We start from the raw sequence: 16,153 nt of genomic DNA on the forward strand, positions 1-16,153 counted from the left end.
CGCCGGCGGGGAGCGGTTCCCGCCGTTTCACATAAGACCGGTCCGGAACGGGTCGAGTGTGGTTTCCGATAACAGCTTCATATGATTTGGATTTCTTTGCATCCGGCGCATGTGGGCTCCACGGTGGATACCAAAGTCGATGCAACGGTGCCTGCTGACCCCCGCGGCCGCGCGATAGAGCCATGATCTTCGCCAATGGCTCCGGAACGGATGCACATCCACCGACGTTCCCGAAATGATCGTCTAGTGTTCCCCCGCAGCGCAAAGCGGTGGGAACGTAAGATGCGGCTCGCGAATCATCTCTTCTATGGCGACAATCTGGATGTGCTGAGCGCGCATTTCCCGGACGAGAGCGTTGACCTCATCTATCTCGACCCGCCGTTCAATTCGAACGCCAACTACAATATCCTGTTCCGATCGCCCACGGGGGCGGAGGCGGACGCGCAGGTCGAGGCGTTCGAGGATAGCTGGCACTGGAACGACAGCGCCGAGCATGCATTCGATCAGGCAATGCAGAGTGGCTGCACGCGTGCCTTCGACCTGCTCAACGCGATGCGCGGCTTTCTGGGCGAGAACGACATGATGGCGTATCTCGCGATGATGGCGATCCGGCTGATCGAGCTGCACCGCGTGCTCAAACCGACGGGCAGCCTCTATCTCCACTGCGACCCGACCGCGAGCCATTATCTCAAGCTGCTGGCGGACGGCGTGTTCGGCGCCGACCGGTTCCGGAACGAGATCACGTGGAAGCGTACTTCGGCGCACAGCGATGGCGGGCGTTATGGGCGCAACACCGACACCATCCTCTTCTATTCCAAGGGGGCGAAGCCGATGTGGAACCCGCAATTCACACCCTATGATCGTGAGTATGAAGCGCGCTTTCGCCACAGCGACACCGATGGGCGGCTGTGGATGGACGATAATCTGACCGCCAAGGGGTTGTCGGGCGGCGGTTATCATTATGAGTATAAGGGGGTGCATTCCTATTGGCGGATGCCGCTCGAGACGATGGAGCGGCTGGACGCGGAGGGGCGTCTGCATTTCACGCGCAATGGTGGCGGCATCCGGCTGAAGCGCTATCTGGACGAGGCACGCGGGCTGCCGGTGCAGGCATTATGGACCGACATTCCGGCCATCAACTCACAGGCGCAGGAGCGGCTGGGCTATCCGACGCAGAAACCGATCGCGTTGCTCGAGCGGATCATCGCCGCCTCATCGAATGAAGGCGATCTGGTGCTCGATCCCTTTTGCGGCTGCGGGACGGCGGTTCATGCCGCGCAGAAGATGGGGCGGCGCTGGGCGGGAATCGACGTGACGCATCTGGCGATCAGCCTGATCGAGCGGCGGATGAAGGCCGCGTTTCCGGGGGTTGCGCTGAATGTGGAGGGCACGCCGCGCGACCGAGCCTCGGCAGAGGATCTGGCGCGGCGCGATCCGTATCAGTTCCAATGGTGGGCGGTGTCGATGATCGATGCTGTGCCCTTTGCGGGGCGCAAGAAGGGACCGGACGGGGGCATCGACGGGATCATCTACTTCAAGCCCGAACGGCAACGGACGGCCAAGGCGCTGGTATCGGTCAAGGGTGGCGAGCATGTCGGGGTGAAGGTGGTGCGCGATCTTCATTCGGTGATGGAGCGCGAGAAGGCGCCGATCGGCGTGATCGTCAGTCGTGCGCCGCCCTCCGCGCCGATGCTGCGCGAGGCTGCGGCGGTGGGACGGTTTCACTCCGAAGCCACCGGGCGAAGCTATGCGCGGATGCAGATCCTGACCGTGGATGAGTTGTTCCACGGGCGCCGTCCCGATATTCCGTTGGTCGATCCCACCGCGGCATTCCGCAGCGCGCCGCGGGAGGCGGGAGCGGCGCAGGCGCAACTGCTCTAGCCCGCTTCCCATTCGCTGCGGGGGTCCGTAAACCCGCCGGCGATGACGGGTTCTCCTCCCCAGCCGATCCCGGCCGCGACGCTGATCGTGATGCGTGAGCGCGAGTCCGGCGCACCCGAACTGCTGATCGTCGAGCGATCCGCGGCGATGCGTTTCGCGGGCGGGGCGCTGGTGTTCCCGGGCGGTCGCGTCGATCCGGGGGATGTCGCGCTGGCGGCGTTGCATGATGGCGACGCTGATGACCTCGCGGCCCGGATCGCGGCAATCCGCGAAACGATCGAGGAGGCGGGGCTGGCGATCGGGGTGTCGGGGTTGTCCGACAGCGAAGCTGCGCGGGCGGCTCTCTATGCGGGGTCACCGGTTGGTGAGGTGCTGGCCGGGCAGGCGCTGGACCTCGATGCGCTGGTACCCTTTGCGCGCTGGCTGCCACCGGAAGATGTCGCGCACAAGGTGTTCGATACGCGCTTCTATTTGGCGAAACTGCCAAGGGGAGCGGAGAGCGCCGCCGCTGTCGACGGGAATGAGAATGTGCGGCTGTTCTGGGCCAGCGCACAGGATGTTCTCGACATGGCCGACAGGGGCGAGGCCCGGATCATCTATCCGACGCGGCGCAATCTGGAGCGGCTGGCGCAGTTCGGAAGCTTTGCCGAGGCGGCGGCCAACGCACGCGCGCATCGGGTCGAGCCGATCACGCCCTGGATCGAGGTACGCGCCGGTGAAGAGCGGCTCTGCATTCCGGAGGGGCTGGGCTATCCCGTGACCTCGCAGCCCGCGAAGATGGCATCCCGCGCGTGAAGTCGCTGCGTAGCACCACCGTGGCGATCGTGCTGGCGGCATTGGCGTTGGCCCTGCTGCTGCTGCTCTATGCGGCTGTGAGGGATCGGCCGGAGGATCTGCCCTGGACCGATCTCGATCTGCGCCAGCCGATCGGACTGTTCACCGGGCGCAAGCTGGCGGCGCTGACCGATGATTTTCCCGCGTGCCGCAAGGCGTTGGACAAGGCGGGGGTGCGCTACACCGCGTTGGCGCCGCTGAGCGAGGAGAATGGCAAGTGCGGCTATGAGGATGCGGTGCGGTTCCGGTCGGGCGGCGCGCGACGGATCGGCCTTGCACCCTCGGACCTTGGCATGTCCTGCCCCGTCGCCGCGGCGCTGACGGTTTGGGAATGGGAAGTGGTTCAGCCGGCCGCGCAACGTCACTTCGGACAGAAGGTCGCCGAGATCGAGCATTTCGGCAGCTATAATTGCCGCCGGATGTACAATCGCGAAGGTGCCAGCTGGAGCGAGCACGCGACCGCCGATGCGGTGGACATCGCGGCATTCCGCCTGGCCGACGGGACGCGCATCACCCTAGTGGGCGATTGGGAGGGCAAGGGGTCGAAGGCGCGGTTCCTGAAGGATGTTCGCGACGGGGCGTGCGGGACATTCTCGACCGTGTTGTCGCCCGATTACAATGCCGCGCACCGCGACCATTTCCACCTGGATCAGGCGAAACGGATGTGGAGGGTGTGCCGTTAGAGGGGAGCGGGCTGATGCCGTGTCCCGCGCAAGCGGGAACCAGTTCAACCCGGCATCGGCTCCGTGCCGACCTTCTCCACCCATTGCGGGAAGAAGGCGGGCTGACGGTTCGACCAGCCCGACGCGGTCGCCGCCGCTTCGCTGATCGACTGGAGCAGCTTGCGCCGGAGATCCGGATGGAGATGCGGAAGCGCTGCAGCCGCGCAGAAGGCGGCGGGTAGCCACGGCCGCACTTCCGCGCCGACCAGTCGCTCATAGAGGAAGCGATAGGACGAGAAGCTGGTGAGCCGGCTCTGGCTCAAATCGAAGGCGGAAACGGTGATGAGCGGGGCCATGAACGGCTCCATCGCATCGAGTCCGCTGTCGTCGGGGATCAGCGCACGGATTTCAGGGAGGCGGTCGTACATATGCGCCTGGGCACGGATGCTGGCGGCTTCGACCACGTCACGGGACCAGCGCTCCATCGCATCGGTGCGATCGAGGCCGATGTCGAGCGCGCGGCGGATGTAACGCTGCGTCGCTGCGGCAAAGCCCGCGAACTCCTTCATCTCGGCCAGCGTCATCGCGCCTTCGGCCGGTTTGCTACGTGCGCTCATTCTCCTTCACTCCCACCCACTTTACTCCTTGCGACGGATGATGCCCTAAGATGGTTAACACCAAGCTTAACCCCGCGTCGTCCGTCGTTCAGACAAGGAATCACAGAAGGTTTTGCGTTGCAACAAGGCTTGCGACGAACGGAAGGCGGGCGGCGGAAACGGATTCGGGGCGCGACATTCGAGCAACAAATTGCGGTGAGTGGCGTAACGATCGGCTCGACAGCACGGGATTTGGTCGGATTTCGCTCTCCGAAGCTGAACAAAATGTCAGTCATCGCCGCGACGACACGATTCATCGGATAAGCGGCGCGACGGGCTAGGCTGGCCGGAACCGATCTGCCACCAACCCTTCAACGAGATTCGGGGTCGAAGGGGGCCATCATGACAGCCAAGGTTATCGCAGCGCGATTCGCGCTGATGGCAGCGCTTTGCCTGGCGACGATCGCTCCCGCGAACGCGCAGTTCTGGCAGTGCGCCCCCTATGCCCGCATGATTTCCGGCGTTCAGATCTTTGGTAACGCACACACCTGGTGGAGCCAGGCCGAGGGCCGCTATGCGCGCGGCGACGAGCCGGTGGTCGGCTCGGTCATGTCCTTCGCGTCGACCCAGCGCATGCGCCTTGGCCATGTCGCGATGGTGTCGAAGGTGATCAGCGACCGCGAAGTGCTGCTGACCCACGCCAACTGGTCGCGCCGCGGCGGGATCGAGAAGAATGTGGTCGCGATCGACGTGTCCGAGAAGGGCGACTGGAGCCGCGTCAAGGTCTGGTTCGCATCGAACGGCGGCCTTGGCACCTCGACCTACCCGGTCAACGGCTTCATCTACACCGGCAAGACGCCGAAGCTGGAGCGCGACGAGGATGTGTTCGGCGGCGTGACGATCGCGTCGGTCGATCTCGAGAAGTTCGGGATCACCACCTCGCTCCAGAAGTAAGGCGGCGCCAGCTTCCGGACTTTGTCATCGTCCCGGCCCTGAGCTATTCTGATCAGGCGGGAAGGCGATCAGAGACGGGAGCGGACCATGGCGGTTGCAAAAGTCATCGAAGTCATTTCGAGCTCGACCGAGAGCATCGAGCACGCGATCCGCGACGGTGTCGCGAAGTGCGGCGAGACCGTGGACAATATCGAAAGCGTCTGGGTCAAGGACACCAAGGGCGTCGTTCGCGACAACAAGGTCGTCGAATGGCGCGTGATCCTGGCGGTGACGTTCGTGGTCCGCTAGCGGCGCCCGCCGGCATCAGGCCGGGGTGAAGGTCATCGCCAGTCCGTTCATGCAATAGCGCTTGCCGGTCGGACGCGGGCCGTCGTCGAACACATGGCCAAGATGTCCGCCGCAGCGGCGGCAGATCACTTCGGTGCGCGGTATGCCGATCGCATAGTCGGTGCGGGTACGGATCGCGTCCTTGAGCGGTGCGTAGAAGCTCGGCCAGCCGGTGCCGCTATTATACTTGGTCCGCGAGCTGAAGAGCGGGAGCGCGCAACCGGCGCAGGCGAACACGCCCTCGCGCTTTTCCTTGTCGAGCGGGCTGGAATAGGGCCGCTCGGTCGCTGCCTGCCGCAGCACCCGGTATTGCGCGGGACTCAAGCGCTTGCGCCATTCCGCATCGGTCAGGGTGAATTCGAACCGCTGCGCCGCCTGTGACTCAGGTGAGGAGCAGCCGATGACAACGGCGATTCCGCCGGCGCCGGTGAGGGCAAGGAAGAGACGGCGACTGACGGGCATGGCAGCGTCCTTTTCACGGCTTCAGAAGAGCTACGCAGGAAGATGGGAAAAGGTTACGCTTGGCGCAAATGGCGGGCGCGGTTCACCGCCCTGAATGCCTGGTTGGTCGAGGGGGCGTGGCTGGCCCGCGAACAAATTCTCTGCGGTTGACAGTCACGTGTATTGCTTATGTAGTACACGCCACTGTCAATCGGGGGATTCATGAAGCTGCTAAATGGGTTCCACTTGACCGGCCTTCTCGCTGTGACCGGATTGCCGATGACGTTTCCGGCCCACGCGATGTCGTCGAAGGGGGACCCCTATCGCGCCTATCTGGCGGAGTGTCACACCAAGCATGTTTGCAATGGCACCTATCTGGTGGCCCGGAAGGGCAAGACAGTTTTCGCGGGTGCCTTTGGTGATGCGGGGGATCAGGCACGCACGCCGCTGACGGTCGATAGCGCTTTCGACATCGGGTCGATTTCCAAGCAGTTCACGGCCTTCGCCGTGCTTCGCCTTGCGGCGGAAGGGAGGCTTGCGCTCGACACGAGGGTCGTCAGCTACCTCTCTGATTTTCCTTATCCCGATGTGACCGTCGCGCAGCTTATGTCGCATAGCTCCGGCCTGCCCGATGCGATGCCCTATTATACGAAGCTCCTGCGGGAGGGCGGCGGCAAGCCACCCGTCACGGGTGCCGATATCGTTTCAGTGTTGGCTGAGACCCGCATGCCCGTCATCGCGGCTCCGGGCGCTCAGTTCAAGTACAGCAATACGGGCTATATGGTGCTCGCGGTGCTGGTGGAGCGTGTGTCGGGTATGCCCTTCGCGGTGTATCTGGAGCGTCGTTTCTTCAAACCGCTCGGGATGAAGAGCACCCTGTTGCCCATTCCGGGTGGGAAGCGCGAGATTCGCGGTCGCGCCTTCGGCTTCGTGCCGGCCGCCGTTGGCGGTCGTCGCGCTTTGGACCAGATTCCAGGTCTCTTCATGCGCGGCGCTGGGGGGATTTACTCGACGGTGCCTGATCTGCTGCGCTGGCAGAACGCCGTTACCGCCGGCCGCGTGGTGCCGCGCCGCTGGGTGGCGCTTGCGCGGGCGCCCACGCGGCTGTCGGATAACAGCACGATCCCCTATGGCTTGGGGCTGGGTCTCAAGCCCGATGTTGCAGGGGCCGCACGGATATCGCACGCGGGCCATTGGCGCGCCTTCAAATCGGACCTCTCATGGTATCCCGGCGGGGACGTGACCGTCATTCAGCTCACCAACAACGGCGAGGACGACAGTGTCGACGCCAATGCCGCCGCGCTGGCAATGATCGCGGTTGGCCGCAAGCCGCCGCCCTTGCGAGAGCCGATCGTGTGGGAGCTGGCCAGACGAGTGGCGGATGCGACCGCGCTCCACAGCTGGTTCACGGAAGAACGGGCGCGCGAACCGCGGCGTTACGACATCCAGGAAAGCGCACTCAATGCGCTGGGTTATGCATATTTGCAGCGGAAGGAACCCATCCACGCCGTCAACGTGTTCGCACTCGCCACGGAGGCCTTCCCCCGATCGGCGAACGCGTTCGACAGTCTCGCGGATGCTCAGGAAGCCGCCGGCGATATCCGTGGTGCTTATGAAAGCGTGCAATCAGCCGCGAAACTGGAACCGGGTTCGGCGTCTCATGGCAAGCGCGCCGCGAAGCTGAGGGCGCAGTTGAGGTAGTCGGATCGCGGCATTGCCCGCTCGCCGGATTCGGTAGATCAACGCTGGGTCTGGAAGGGTGAATCGATGGATGGAGAGTCACGCAGGGCGCGTGCGGCTGACGGGAAGCCCAGCGGCCTTCGCCAATTTGTGGACCTTGAGCGACAGCGCGCCTGGCTGGATGGCGAGATCGATCTGTACGACTTTGGCGAGCGTTCGGAGAATCTGGAGCACCGCTTCAAATACGCCGCGCGCTTCGACAAATTGTCACGCAGGCCGCAAGCCGAGGACGTGCTGGAAATCCTCGGCCGCTATGGCCGGACGTGCATCCCGGTGCCGCGCCAAACCGAACGCGATTACTGGTCGGTCTCGTGCCTGCCCTCGACCTCGGACAAGCCGTTGGTGCGAGTCAACGCAAGCTGGATGGAACTGTTCACCCTCTATGCGGACGGGGACGGCATACGATCCCGTTTCATCCTGCACCTATCGGATTTCACGATGGACGGCTCAGCGCTGCAGCACCAGTTGGACACCGACTTTCTCGACAGCTGCGTCGCGACGCCGGGCGATATCGGCTGGTTCTTCCCGCGCGGCGCCGACATGTTCGGGATCAAGGTCCGTGGCGCCGCGTCGGTCCGCGAATTCATGGCTTCGCCTCGCGCGTTGCGTGCGATCCGCAGATTCAACCTCACGCATATGAACCGCGGCCGGAACGCCTATCAGGCGAGCCACAGCTATAGCGTGGCCGACCATATGCTCGAAGCCTGAGGCTCCCCTCAGTAGCGGCTGAGTTCCACCGGCATCGCCTTGTAGCCATGGACGAAGCACGCGGAGACCCGCTTGGGCTCGCCCAGGACATTGGGCCGCAGCCGGCGCTTCGCCATCTCCTCCATCAACACGCCGATCTGCAGCTCCGCCAACCGCGCGCCGACACAGCGATGGATGCCGTGCCCGAAGGCGAGATGGCGCCGGGCATTGGCGCGATCGACGATGATGTCGTCGGGCCGTTCGAACACGCTCTCGTCGCGGTTGGCCGACAGGTACCAGAGGACGAGCTTGTCGCCCTCAGCGATCTTCTGTCCCATCAGCTCGGTATCCTGCGTCGCGGTGCGGCGCATATGCGCGAGCGGGGTCTGCCAGCGGATGATCTCCTGCGTGGCGTTAGGGATCAGTTCCGGGTTCGCTTCCAGCTTGGCGCGTTCCTCCGGAAACTGCTCGAGCGCCCAGGCATAGGCGCTCATCGAATTGCGCGTGGTATCATTGCCGCCGACGATCAGCAGGATGAGATTCCCCAGGAATTCCATCTGGTCCATCTCGGCCATCGCGTCCGAATGGATCATCATCGAGATCAGGTCGGGCGTCGGCTCCTTGCCGACCTTGCTATTCCACAGCGCGCCGAATTCGGCGGCGCATTGGAACAGGATGTTGCGGCGCTCCTCCTTGCGGACGGGATCCTTGGCGATCTCGATATCGCCGGCCCAGTCGGACCAGTAGGTGAGCTTGCGGCGCTCTTCCCACGGGAAATCGAACAACAACGCCAGCATTTGGGTCGTCAGTTCGATCGAGACGCGATCGACCCAGTCGAACGTCTCGCCGACGGGAAGCGAGTCGAGAAGCTCTCCGGTACGTGCACGGATGTCGCCGCTCATCCGCACCATCTCGCTCGGCGTGAAGGCGGGCGCGACGGTACGGCGCTGGCCGGTATGTTTGGGCCGGTCCATCGCGATGAACATCGGCATCTTGATGTCTTCGGGCATCAGGTCGGCGACGGTGATCCCACCGGCCTGCGACGAATAGAGATCGGGGAGCGACTCCACCTCGACGATCGGCTTGTAGGACGAGATTGACCAATAGGGGCCGAACGCGCTGTCATGGCACCGATAGACCGGCGCGTCCGCACGCAGCCGCCGAAAGGGCTCGTGCCACAGATCGTCGCGATAGAGTTCCGGCCGGGTGACGTCGAGCGGATCGACTGCGGGCTCGGCGGCTAGGGTGGCCATGGCTTTACTCTCCCGGACATTGTTTTCCGGGAGAGTGGCTCAACTTACAGCTTTGTCAATAGTGCTGCGATGGGTCGTCAGCCAACCGTTCTCTTCCGCAAACGCAGCCCCGGACTGCCCGACTGAAGCACGCCACGGCGGAACAGCCGGGCGGCAACGGTGACGGTGATCGCGACCCACAATGCCTGCCAACCCAGCGCGAGGATATGCGGCCAGATCTCCGGCGAATTGGCGGCACGGGCGACCATCGCGAAAGGCGAGCTGAACGGGAAGGCGGCCGCCGCCATGGCAAGTCCGCTGTCTGGGCTGAGCGCGGTCGCCGAGGCGAGGCCCCACATCGCGACCTGGAAGATGGTGATCGGCAACGACATCATCTGCAGTTCGCGCTGGGTGGATGCCTGTGCGCCCAGCCCCAGGAATACCGCGCCGAGCAGCATGTACGAGGTCACGAAATAGGCGAAGAACAGCAGACCGAACATCGGCAACCCGACCGCCGGCCCGACATCGATGAACGCGGTAGCGAGCCCGGACGGCAACAGGGTGCCGACATTGACGACAATCGTTCCCCAGAAGCCGAGGAACAGCAGCGCCACGCCGAACATGCCGACCAACTTGCCGAAGAATACGCTTTCGAGCGGCACGGCCGCGGCGAGGATTTCGATCACCTTGTTCGACCGTTCCTCGGCCATGGTGCCGACAACCTGGCCCGCGAGCAGCAGGCTGATCATGAACAGGGCGGTGGTCGCGAAGAAGGCCGCTTGACCTTGACCGCCAGCGGAGGTGCCGGCGCGCGCGATGACAATCTTGGTGGCCTCGCTGAGCGGAGCGGCGGTGCCGGCACGCTGGGCGCGCAGCACCTGATCGGCGAGCGCGGCGAGATAGGTGGCGGACCGGGTACCGTTGATGCTGTGCAGGATCTGCGGCCTGTCGAGCGGCCCGTACATCACCGCATAGGTATCGCTTTCCTTGCGCTCGAACATCGCGCGGCCTTGCGCCTCGGGATTCGCGCCCGGTACTTCGATCAGCAGCCGAGGCGGTTGCTCGACAGTGCGGAACATGGTGCGCAGCTGGCGATCGGCCGCGACCGCCATGCGTGCCTGATCGCCACTGGCGAGCAGCACGATCCGTGCCTTGTCGTCGCCGCTCTTGCTGATCGACGCCGCGCCGACGCCGCCGATGGCACCAAATCCGACCATCATTAGTGGTGCGAACAGAAAGAGCAGGAAGGTGGGCGTGAACACGGTCGCAACGAAATCGCGGCGAGCGATGGTCAGCGTCTGGCGGACCAGGCGGGCGAGGCTGCTCATGGCTGCGCCTCCGCCTGTGCCGCTTCGGCTTCGGCGAGCGCCTTGGCCCCGACGATGCGGACGAACACGTCGTGGAGGCTCGGCCGTTCGATCGACAGGCCCGAAATACCGTAGCCGGCGTCGATCAGCTTCACCAAGGTCCCCTCGATGCCTTCGTCCGGCAGTGTGAAGCGCCAGCCGTCGCCATCGGGCGCCGCGTCGGCAGGGAGCAGCGCGCGGATGCCGTTATCGGGATGATGCGGGACATAATGCGCCTTGAAGGGCAGGGTGGCGCGCGCATCGGCAACCGTGCCTTCGAAGCGCACCTTGCCGCCCGCGATGATCGCCAGCCGGTCGCACAGCCGCTCGGCATGCGCCATGACATGGGTGGAGAAGAGCACGGTGGCGCCGCGATCGCGCTCGGCCAGGATCAATTTCTCGAGCCGCTCCTGATTGACCGGATCGAGGCCCGAAAAGGGCTCGTCGAGCACGAGCAGGTCTGGCTGATGGACGACCGAACCGAGCAACTGGACAAGCTGGGCCATGCCCTTGGACAGCTTGCGAATCTTCTGGTCGGTGGCGTGGCCAAGTCCGGCGGCTTCCATCAGCTGCACCGCGCGGGTGCGGCCGGTGCGCCAGTCGAGCCCACGCAGCGCGCCCATGAAGGCGATCGCCTGAGTCGTCTTCATCGAGGGATAGAGGCCGCGTTCCTCGGGGAGGTAGCCGACATGGTCGCTTACCTCGCGCGGGCGATCATTGCCGAGCAATGTGCGTTCGCCGTCATCGGGTTCAATGATGCCGAGCAGCATGCGCAGCGTGGTCGTCTTGCCTGCGCCATTGGGGCCGAGTACGCCATAGATCATGCCCTTGGGCACCGCGATATCGACGCCATCCACCACGCGGCGGTTGCCGAAACGCTTCACCAGCCCGGTGGCGCTGACCGCCAGATCGCTACTCAACAAAATTCCCCTCACTAGCGGGAGCCGTGGTAGCGGGGGGTGATGCACGTAGGCAAGTCACTGGAAGCGCGAATCCGCGACAAGGCGGCGGAGCTGGGCTTCGCCGCTTGTGGCTTTGCGCGCGCCGACGCGGCGCCGCTCGCGGGCAAGCGGCTGCACGAATGGCTGGCTGACGGGCGTCACGGTGACATGATCTGGATGGCCGAGCGCGCGCATCACCGCGAGAGCCCTGAAGGGTTGTGGCCAGAGGTCAGGAGCGTGATCTCGCTCGGGATGAGCTATGCACCCGTGAGCGATCCGCTCGCGCTCGCTAAGGTGGCGGATCGGGCGCGCATCTCGATGTATGCGCAGGGCGCGGACTATCACGATGTGATGAAGAAGGCGCTCAAGGCGCTGGGCCGTTGGCTGGCGCAGGAGGCCGGATGCGATCTCAAGGTGTTCGTCGACACCGCGCCGGTGATGGAAAAGCCATTGGCCGAGGCCGCCGGGCTGGGTTGGCAGGGCAAGCACACCAACCTCGTCAGCCGCGACCATGGCAGCTGGCTGTTCCTCGGCGCGATCTACACAACGCTCGAACTGGCGCCGAGTGAGCGCGAACGGGGTGGATGCGGATCATGCGATGCATGCCAGACCGCGTGCCCGACCGATGCCTTTCCCGCGCCCTATCAGCTCGATGCGCGACGTTGCATTTCCTATTTGACGATCGAGTTGAAGGGGCCGATCCCGCAAGAGTTTCGCGAAGGGATCGGCAATCGCATCTATGGTTGCGACGATTGCCTGGTGGTGTGCCCGTGGAACAAGTTCGCGGCGGCCGCGGCGGCGAACCTGTCGTTCGCGCCGCGCGCGGAACTGACCGCGCCCGAGCTGCGCGACCTGCTCGCGCTTGATGATGCCGGGTTCCGTCAGGTCTTTTCCGGATCGCCGATCAAGCGGATCGGGCGCGACCGGATGATGCGCAACTGCCTGATCGCGGCGGGGAACAGCGGGGACGTCGCGCTGTTGCCCGCGGTGGAGGCGTTGCGGGATGATCCCGATCCGGTGATTGTCGACGCCGCCGAATGGGCGCGCGCGCGTCTTACTTCCCGCGACTAGCCCTGAGCGCGGCCGCGCAGCTTGACTGATCGATCGGCTTGCCGTCGCGTTGGCGCGTCTCGGCGAAGGTGACGGTGGCGTCGCCGCGGCCCGACTTGGGCGGGTAGAGATAGGCGTCGAGCACGCAGATCGGCCCCGCGAACTGGAGCTTGCGTGCGCTGCCTTCGCTGATGTCGAGCTGGGGGCGGCCGAACTGTCCGATCAGCGCGTTGGCACTGGCACCCATGACGGTGGTGAGTGCCGCCATGCCCGGCTGCGGCACGGGGATCGGCGCGGCGCGGACCACCGGCGGGGGGGCGGTGGTGCCGCCGCAGCCCGCGAGCAGGACAAGCAAAGCGGCCGGGGCGATAATCTTCACTGAACGGTCCTCCGGTGGAACAGGTGCGTCGCCATCGCCGCGCCGAGGACGGGCGCGACGAAATTGACGAACGGCACGAAAAACAATGCGGTGCCAGCCGCGCCCAGCGAGAAGCGCGAGAGACGGGTGGCGGACCGCCACTGGGCCAGGTCCGCAGCCGGCAGATGCCGCACGGCGACCATGTCTCCCAGGTCGCGCCCGAGCAGCCAGCTGTTGACGACGAAAAAGGCGAGCGCGGTGCCGATGCCGGTGACGAGCAGGATGATGTAGAGTGGCGAGAGGATCAGGTTGACGAGCAGCGCGCGCGCTGCGGACTTGAGGCCCATCTGGAGCGAGCGGACGAAGGAAAGGTCGCGGGCTGCGGCGAAGCGGTCGGGATAGTGTTTCGCCTCGACCGCATGGACGACCTCGTCCGCGAACACGCCGATCACCGCGACCGCGATCACGCGGAACAGCAGCCAGCCGCCGAACAGGCCGATCAGCAGTGCCACCGCGGAAGCGGCTGAAGCGGCGGCCTCGCTGCCCTCGAAATAATGCCGGACCAATGCATCGACCCCGAACCATAATCCGGTGCCGAACGCGACGAAGATCGCCAGTGTCAGCAGGATCGACTTCAGGAATACGCTGAGGATTCGCTTGTCGCCGAGTTGGCGGACCGACAGAAGAAAGGCATCGAGCATTACGGCCATGGATGGGCTGACGGAGAGGGATAAGTCAACGCGGTTGCGTGAATGCGCCGCGTCCACTAGGCGCGCAAAAACTTTCACCGGAGACCAATGTGACCGCACCCGTGCATGACGTCGTCGCCATCGGCAACGCCATCGTCGACGTCCTCGCTTCGGCCGAGGACAGCTTCATCGAGGAGATTGGTGTCGCCAAGGGCTCGATGCAGCTGATCTTCTCGCCCGAAGACGCCGACGCGCTCTATGATCGGATGGGGCCGGGCCGTGAGATTTCGGGCGGTTCGGCAGGCAATACTGTCGCGGGCATGGCCGCGCTCGGCAGCCGCTGCGCCTTCATCGGCCAGGTCGCCGACGATCAGCTCGGTGCGGTTTTCGCGCATGATCTGCGCGCCACCGGTGTCGATTTCGATACCGAGGTGCGCCCGGGCGCGCCGTCCACCGCGCGCTGCCTGATCTTCGTGACGCCCGACGGGCAGCGCACGATGAACACCTTCCTGGGCGCGTCGCAGTTCCTGCCCGAAAAGGCGCTGGACCGCGATCTGATCGCGGGTGGCGCGATCCTGTATCTCGAGGGCTATCTGTGGGATCCCGAAGAACCCCGCCAGGCGATGCGTGCGGGGATCGAGATTGCGCGTAATGCCGGCCGCAAGGTCGCCTTTACCCTTTCCGACGTGTTCTGCATCAGCCGTCATGGCGGCGATTTCCGCAAGCTGATCGCCGAAGGGCTGATCGACATCCTGTTCGCTAACGAGAACGAGCTGCTCGCGCTGGCCGAGGTCGAGGACTTCGAAGCGGCCGTCGCCAAGGTTTCCGCGCAGGTTCCGGTGCTGGTCGTGACGCGCAGCGAAAAGGGCGCGATCGCGGTGTCCAACGGCACGCGTGCCGAGGTGCCTGCGGAGCCGATCGACAAGGTGGTCGACACGACCGGCGCGGGCGATCTGTTCGCTGCGGGCTTCCTGCACGGGCAGGCGCAGGGCTGGACCCTCGAAAAATCGCTCAAGCTCGGTGCGGTCTGCGCGGCTGAGATCATCAGCCACTATGGCGCTCGGCCTGAGGTGAACCTCAAGGCGCTGGCTGCCGCCAAACTCGGCTGACGGTTCGCGGCGAGCCCGGCGAAATTCCGGGCCGCCGCTTACCTTATGTCAGCGATTTGCCCCTATCCCGTGCGCGAGCGTGGGAGAATGAATGCAGCGGGCGCGGACATCCGAACCAGATTGTGAGCCAGCGGTCGTCGTCGGGCTGCACAATGGCGTGCCCGCGCTGCTGGATGATCTGGCAGAGAACGCCGACACGTCGCATCGGTTTCTGCGGGCCGCCTGGTACGCGATGGCGGCGGGCGATGCTGTTGTCACGGTCGCCGCTACCCGCGAGGACGGCGCGCCGATCGTAGCGCTGCCCACCGCACCGCTGGGTCCTACGCTGATCGGCGCGCGCAGCGTTCCGGGAAGCTATTGGCCCTTCCGCTCGATCCCGCTCAATCCCGATGTGACGGACGCCGAACTGACGGCGTTCTTTGCCCATGCGGTCAGCATATCGGCGCTGGGGCCGGCATGGCGGATCGGGCCGATCTATGCCGATGACCCGGCGACAGCACGGATCAAGCGTGCCGCTGCGGTGGCGGGGTGGACGGTGCTGACGCGCAAGCTTGGGCGCACCTTTCTGTTCGACGCGCGTGATGAGGCCTGGCCGCGGCGCTCGACCCGACGGCGGCTGGCCAATTACGAGCGCCAGCTGGAGCAGCTGGGCGCCGTCGCGATCCGCCATGTGAGCGGGGACGCCTGGAGCGCCGCCGTGCTGGACGATCTCGCGGCGATCGAGGCGGCGAGCTGGGTGGGGACCGGAACCGACGGAACCGGCGCCAAGTTCCTGACCGACGAGAAGCGCGCGGGCTGGCTCGAAGCGGTGGCCGATCCGATTCTGGCGCGGGCGCTGTCCGCGACGATCCTGTCGGTCGGCGGCAAGCCCGCGGCTTTCTCGTTCGATCTCAAGTCCGGGGCGATGCAGTACGGCATCGCAAGTAGCTACGACCAGCGGTTCGCCGCGTTCCGGCCCGGCAAGATCGTTACGGCATATCAGTTGGAACAGGCGCGCAAGGACGGGGTCGAGACGATCGATCTGGGGGCGGGCGATTCGGGCTATAAGCGCGAGATGGGCGCTGTGGTGGGGTCGGAGATCCTGGATCTGCTGATCGTGCGCCACCGCACGGCGGCTTCGCTGCTGGGACTGCGCTGGGGCGCGGAGTCAGAGATCGCGCGAGAAGCCTATCTGGCGGCGTCAAAGCTGCGTGACGCCGGGCGGGATCGCAGCGATCGCGGGCGGATCGAAGCGCTGCTGGCGCTTGGCGCGCTAGCGGCGGCGGCATTGACCTTCGCGGAATAGGCGCGCCGAAACGACATGGCA

At 65.1% G+C, this 16,153-nt stretch carries 17 protein-coding genes; 10 read left to right on the forward strand and 7 right to left on the reverse strand.

Annotated elements, in window-relative coordinates; translation table 11 throughout:
* Positions 1 to 282 precede the first annotated feature (282 nt).
* From AC07M1_RS12270 to AC07M1_RS12280, 3 genes are read left to right on the forward strand one after another with little or no spacing between them, the layout of a single operon-like run.
* Positions 283 to 1,881 (forward strand): DNA methyltransferase, encoded by a 1,599-nt coding sequence (locus AC07M1_RS12270; RefSeq protein ID WP_495162897.1) that lies wholly within the window; start codon positions 283 to 285, stop codon positions 1,879 to 1,881.
* 42 nt (positions 1,882 to 1,923) lie between these two features.
* Entirely contained in the window at positions 1,924 to 2,676 is a 753-nt protein-coding gene (locus AC07M1_RS12275; RefSeq protein WP_495162898.1) for an NUDIX hydrolase, read from the forward strand.
* Positions 2,673 to 3,398, forward strand: a complete 726-nt coding sequence (locus tag AC07M1_RS12280; RefSeq protein WP_495162899.1) for an extensin-like domain-containing protein — start codon at positions 2,673 to 2,675, stop codon at positions 3,396 to 3,398. Before AC07M1_RS12275 ends, AC07M1_RS12280 begins: the two co-directional genes overlap by 4 nt.
* Positions 3,399 to 3,442: 44 nt before the next feature.
* Here AC07M1_RS12280 and AC07M1_RS12285 read toward each other — a convergent pair whose 3' ends face one another.
* Positions 3,443 to 3,994 (reverse strand): hypothetical protein, encoded by a 552-nt coding sequence (locus AC07M1_RS12285; RefSeq protein ID WP_495162900.1) that lies wholly within the window; start codon positions 3,992 to 3,994, stop codon positions 3,443 to 3,445.
* Between the two features lie 381 nt (positions 3,995 to 4,375).
* Between AC07M1_RS12285 and AC07M1_RS12290 the strand changes: the two genes are divergently transcribed.
* Both AC07M1_RS12290 and AC07M1_RS12295 read left to right on the forward strand, forming a co-directional pair.
* Positions 4,376 to 4,927 carry a CHAP domain-containing protein gene (locus AC07M1_RS12290; protein WP_495162901.1) on the forward strand — a complete coding sequence of 184 codons (552 nt, stop codon included), beginning with the start codon at positions 4,376 to 4,378 and terminating at the stop codon, positions 4,925 to 4,927.
* 87 nt (positions 4,928 to 5,014) lie between these two features.
* Positions 5,015 to 5,215: a dodecin family protein gene (locus AC07M1_RS12295; protein ID WP_126004945.1), complete on the forward strand. Its 201-nt coding sequence runs from the start codon at positions 5,015 to 5,017 to the stop codon at positions 5,213 to 5,215.
* Positions 5,216 to 5,230: 15 nt separating this feature from the next.
* Here AC07M1_RS12295 and msrB read toward each other — a convergent pair whose 3' ends face one another.
* The gene (gene msrB, locus AC07M1_RS12300) at positions 5,231 to 5,716 is read right to left on the reverse strand and encodes a peptide-methionine (R)-S-oxide reductase MsrB (RefSeq protein WP_495162902.1); all 486 of its coding nucleotides are present in this window, start codon (positions 5,714 to 5,716) and stop codon (positions 5,231 to 5,233) included.
* Between the two features lie 201 nt (positions 5,717 to 5,917).
* Between msrB and AC07M1_RS12305 the strand changes: the two genes are divergently transcribed.
* Both AC07M1_RS12305 and AC07M1_RS12310 read left to right on the forward strand, forming a co-directional pair.
* Positions 5,918 to 7,396 carry a serine hydrolase gene (locus tag AC07M1_RS12305; RefSeq protein ID WP_495162903.1) on the forward strand — a complete coding sequence of 493 codons (1,479 nt, stop codon included), beginning with the start codon at positions 5,918 to 5,920 and terminating at the stop codon, positions 7,394 to 7,396.
* Between the two features lie 129 nt (positions 7,397 to 7,525).
* Complete coding sequence (locus tag AC07M1_RS12310; protein ID WP_495162904.1) at positions 7,526 to 8,143, forward strand: hypothetical protein; 618 nt, start codon at positions 7,526 to 7,528, stop codon at positions 8,141 to 8,143.
* 8 nt (positions 8,144 to 8,151) lie between these two features.
* Here the strand turns inward: AC07M1_RS12310 and AC07M1_RS12315 are convergent, their stop codons facing one another.
* The 3 genes from AC07M1_RS12315 to AC07M1_RS12325 all read right to left on the reverse strand — a co-directional run bounded on the left by AC07M1_RS12315 (position 8,152) and on the right by AC07M1_RS12325 (position 11,620).
* Positions 8,152 to 9,375 carry a cytochrome P450 gene (locus AC07M1_RS12315; protein WP_495162905.1) on the reverse strand — a complete coding sequence of 408 codons (1,224 nt, stop codon included), beginning with the start codon at positions 9,373 to 9,375 and terminating at the stop codon, positions 8,152 to 8,154.
* Positions 9,376 to 9,452: 77 nt separating this feature from the next.
* Positions 9,453 to 10,682 (reverse strand): ABC transporter permease, encoded by a 1,230-nt coding sequence (locus AC07M1_RS12320; protein WP_495162906.1) that lies wholly within the window; start codon positions 10,680 to 10,682, stop codon positions 9,453 to 9,455.
* On the reverse strand, positions 10,679 to 11,620 hold the full coding sequence (locus tag AC07M1_RS12325; RefSeq protein ID WP_495162907.1) for an ABC transporter ATP-binding protein: 942 nt from the start codon (positions 11,618 to 11,620) through the stop codon (positions 10,679 to 10,681). The genes AC07M1_RS12320 and AC07M1_RS12325 overlap by 4 nt, the downstream gene beginning before the upstream one ends.
* A 42-nt stretch (positions 11,621 to 11,662) precedes the next feature.
* Between AC07M1_RS12325 and queG the strand changes: the two genes are divergently transcribed.
* Positions 11,663 to 12,712, forward strand: coding sequence for a tRNA epoxyqueuosine(34) reductase QueG (gene queG, locus AC07M1_RS12330; RefSeq protein WP_495162908.1), 1,050 nt, complete (start codon positions 11,663 to 11,665; stop codon positions 12,710 to 12,712).
* Here the strand turns inward: queG and AC07M1_RS12335 are convergent.
* Positions 12,696 to 13,070 (reverse strand): hypothetical protein, encoded by a 375-nt coding sequence (locus AC07M1_RS12335; protein ID WP_495162909.1) that lies wholly within the window; start codon positions 13,068 to 13,070, stop codon positions 12,696 to 12,698. The genes queG and AC07M1_RS12335 overlap by 17 nt on opposite strands.
* Entirely contained in the window at positions 13,067 to 13,759 is a 693-nt protein-coding gene (locus tag AC07M1_RS12340; protein WP_495162910.1) for an EI24 domain-containing protein, read from the reverse strand. The genes AC07M1_RS12335 and AC07M1_RS12340 overlap by 4 nt, the downstream gene beginning before the upstream one ends.
* 89 nt (positions 13,760 to 13,848) lie before the next feature.
* On the opposite strand from AC07M1_RS12340, the gene AC07M1_RS12345 reads away from it, so the two are divergent.
* Both AC07M1_RS12345 and AC07M1_RS12350 read left to right on the forward strand, forming a co-directional pair.
* A complete protein-coding gene (locus AC07M1_RS12345) occupies positions 13,849 to 14,847 on the forward strand; it encodes an adenosine kinase (RefSeq protein ID WP_495162911.1) in 999 nt (332 codons plus the stop codon).
* A 91-nt stretch (positions 14,848 to 14,938) separates the two neighbouring features.
* Positions 14,939 to 16,132: a GNAT family N-acetyltransferase gene (locus AC07M1_RS12350; protein WP_495162912.1), complete on the forward strand. Its 1,194-nt coding sequence runs from the start codon at positions 14,939 to 14,941 to the stop codon at positions 16,130 to 16,132.
* Positions 16,133 to 16,153: the final 21 nt, after the last annotated feature.

The organism is Sphingomonas sp. GW821-FHT10C01 (genome assembly GCF_059415525.1).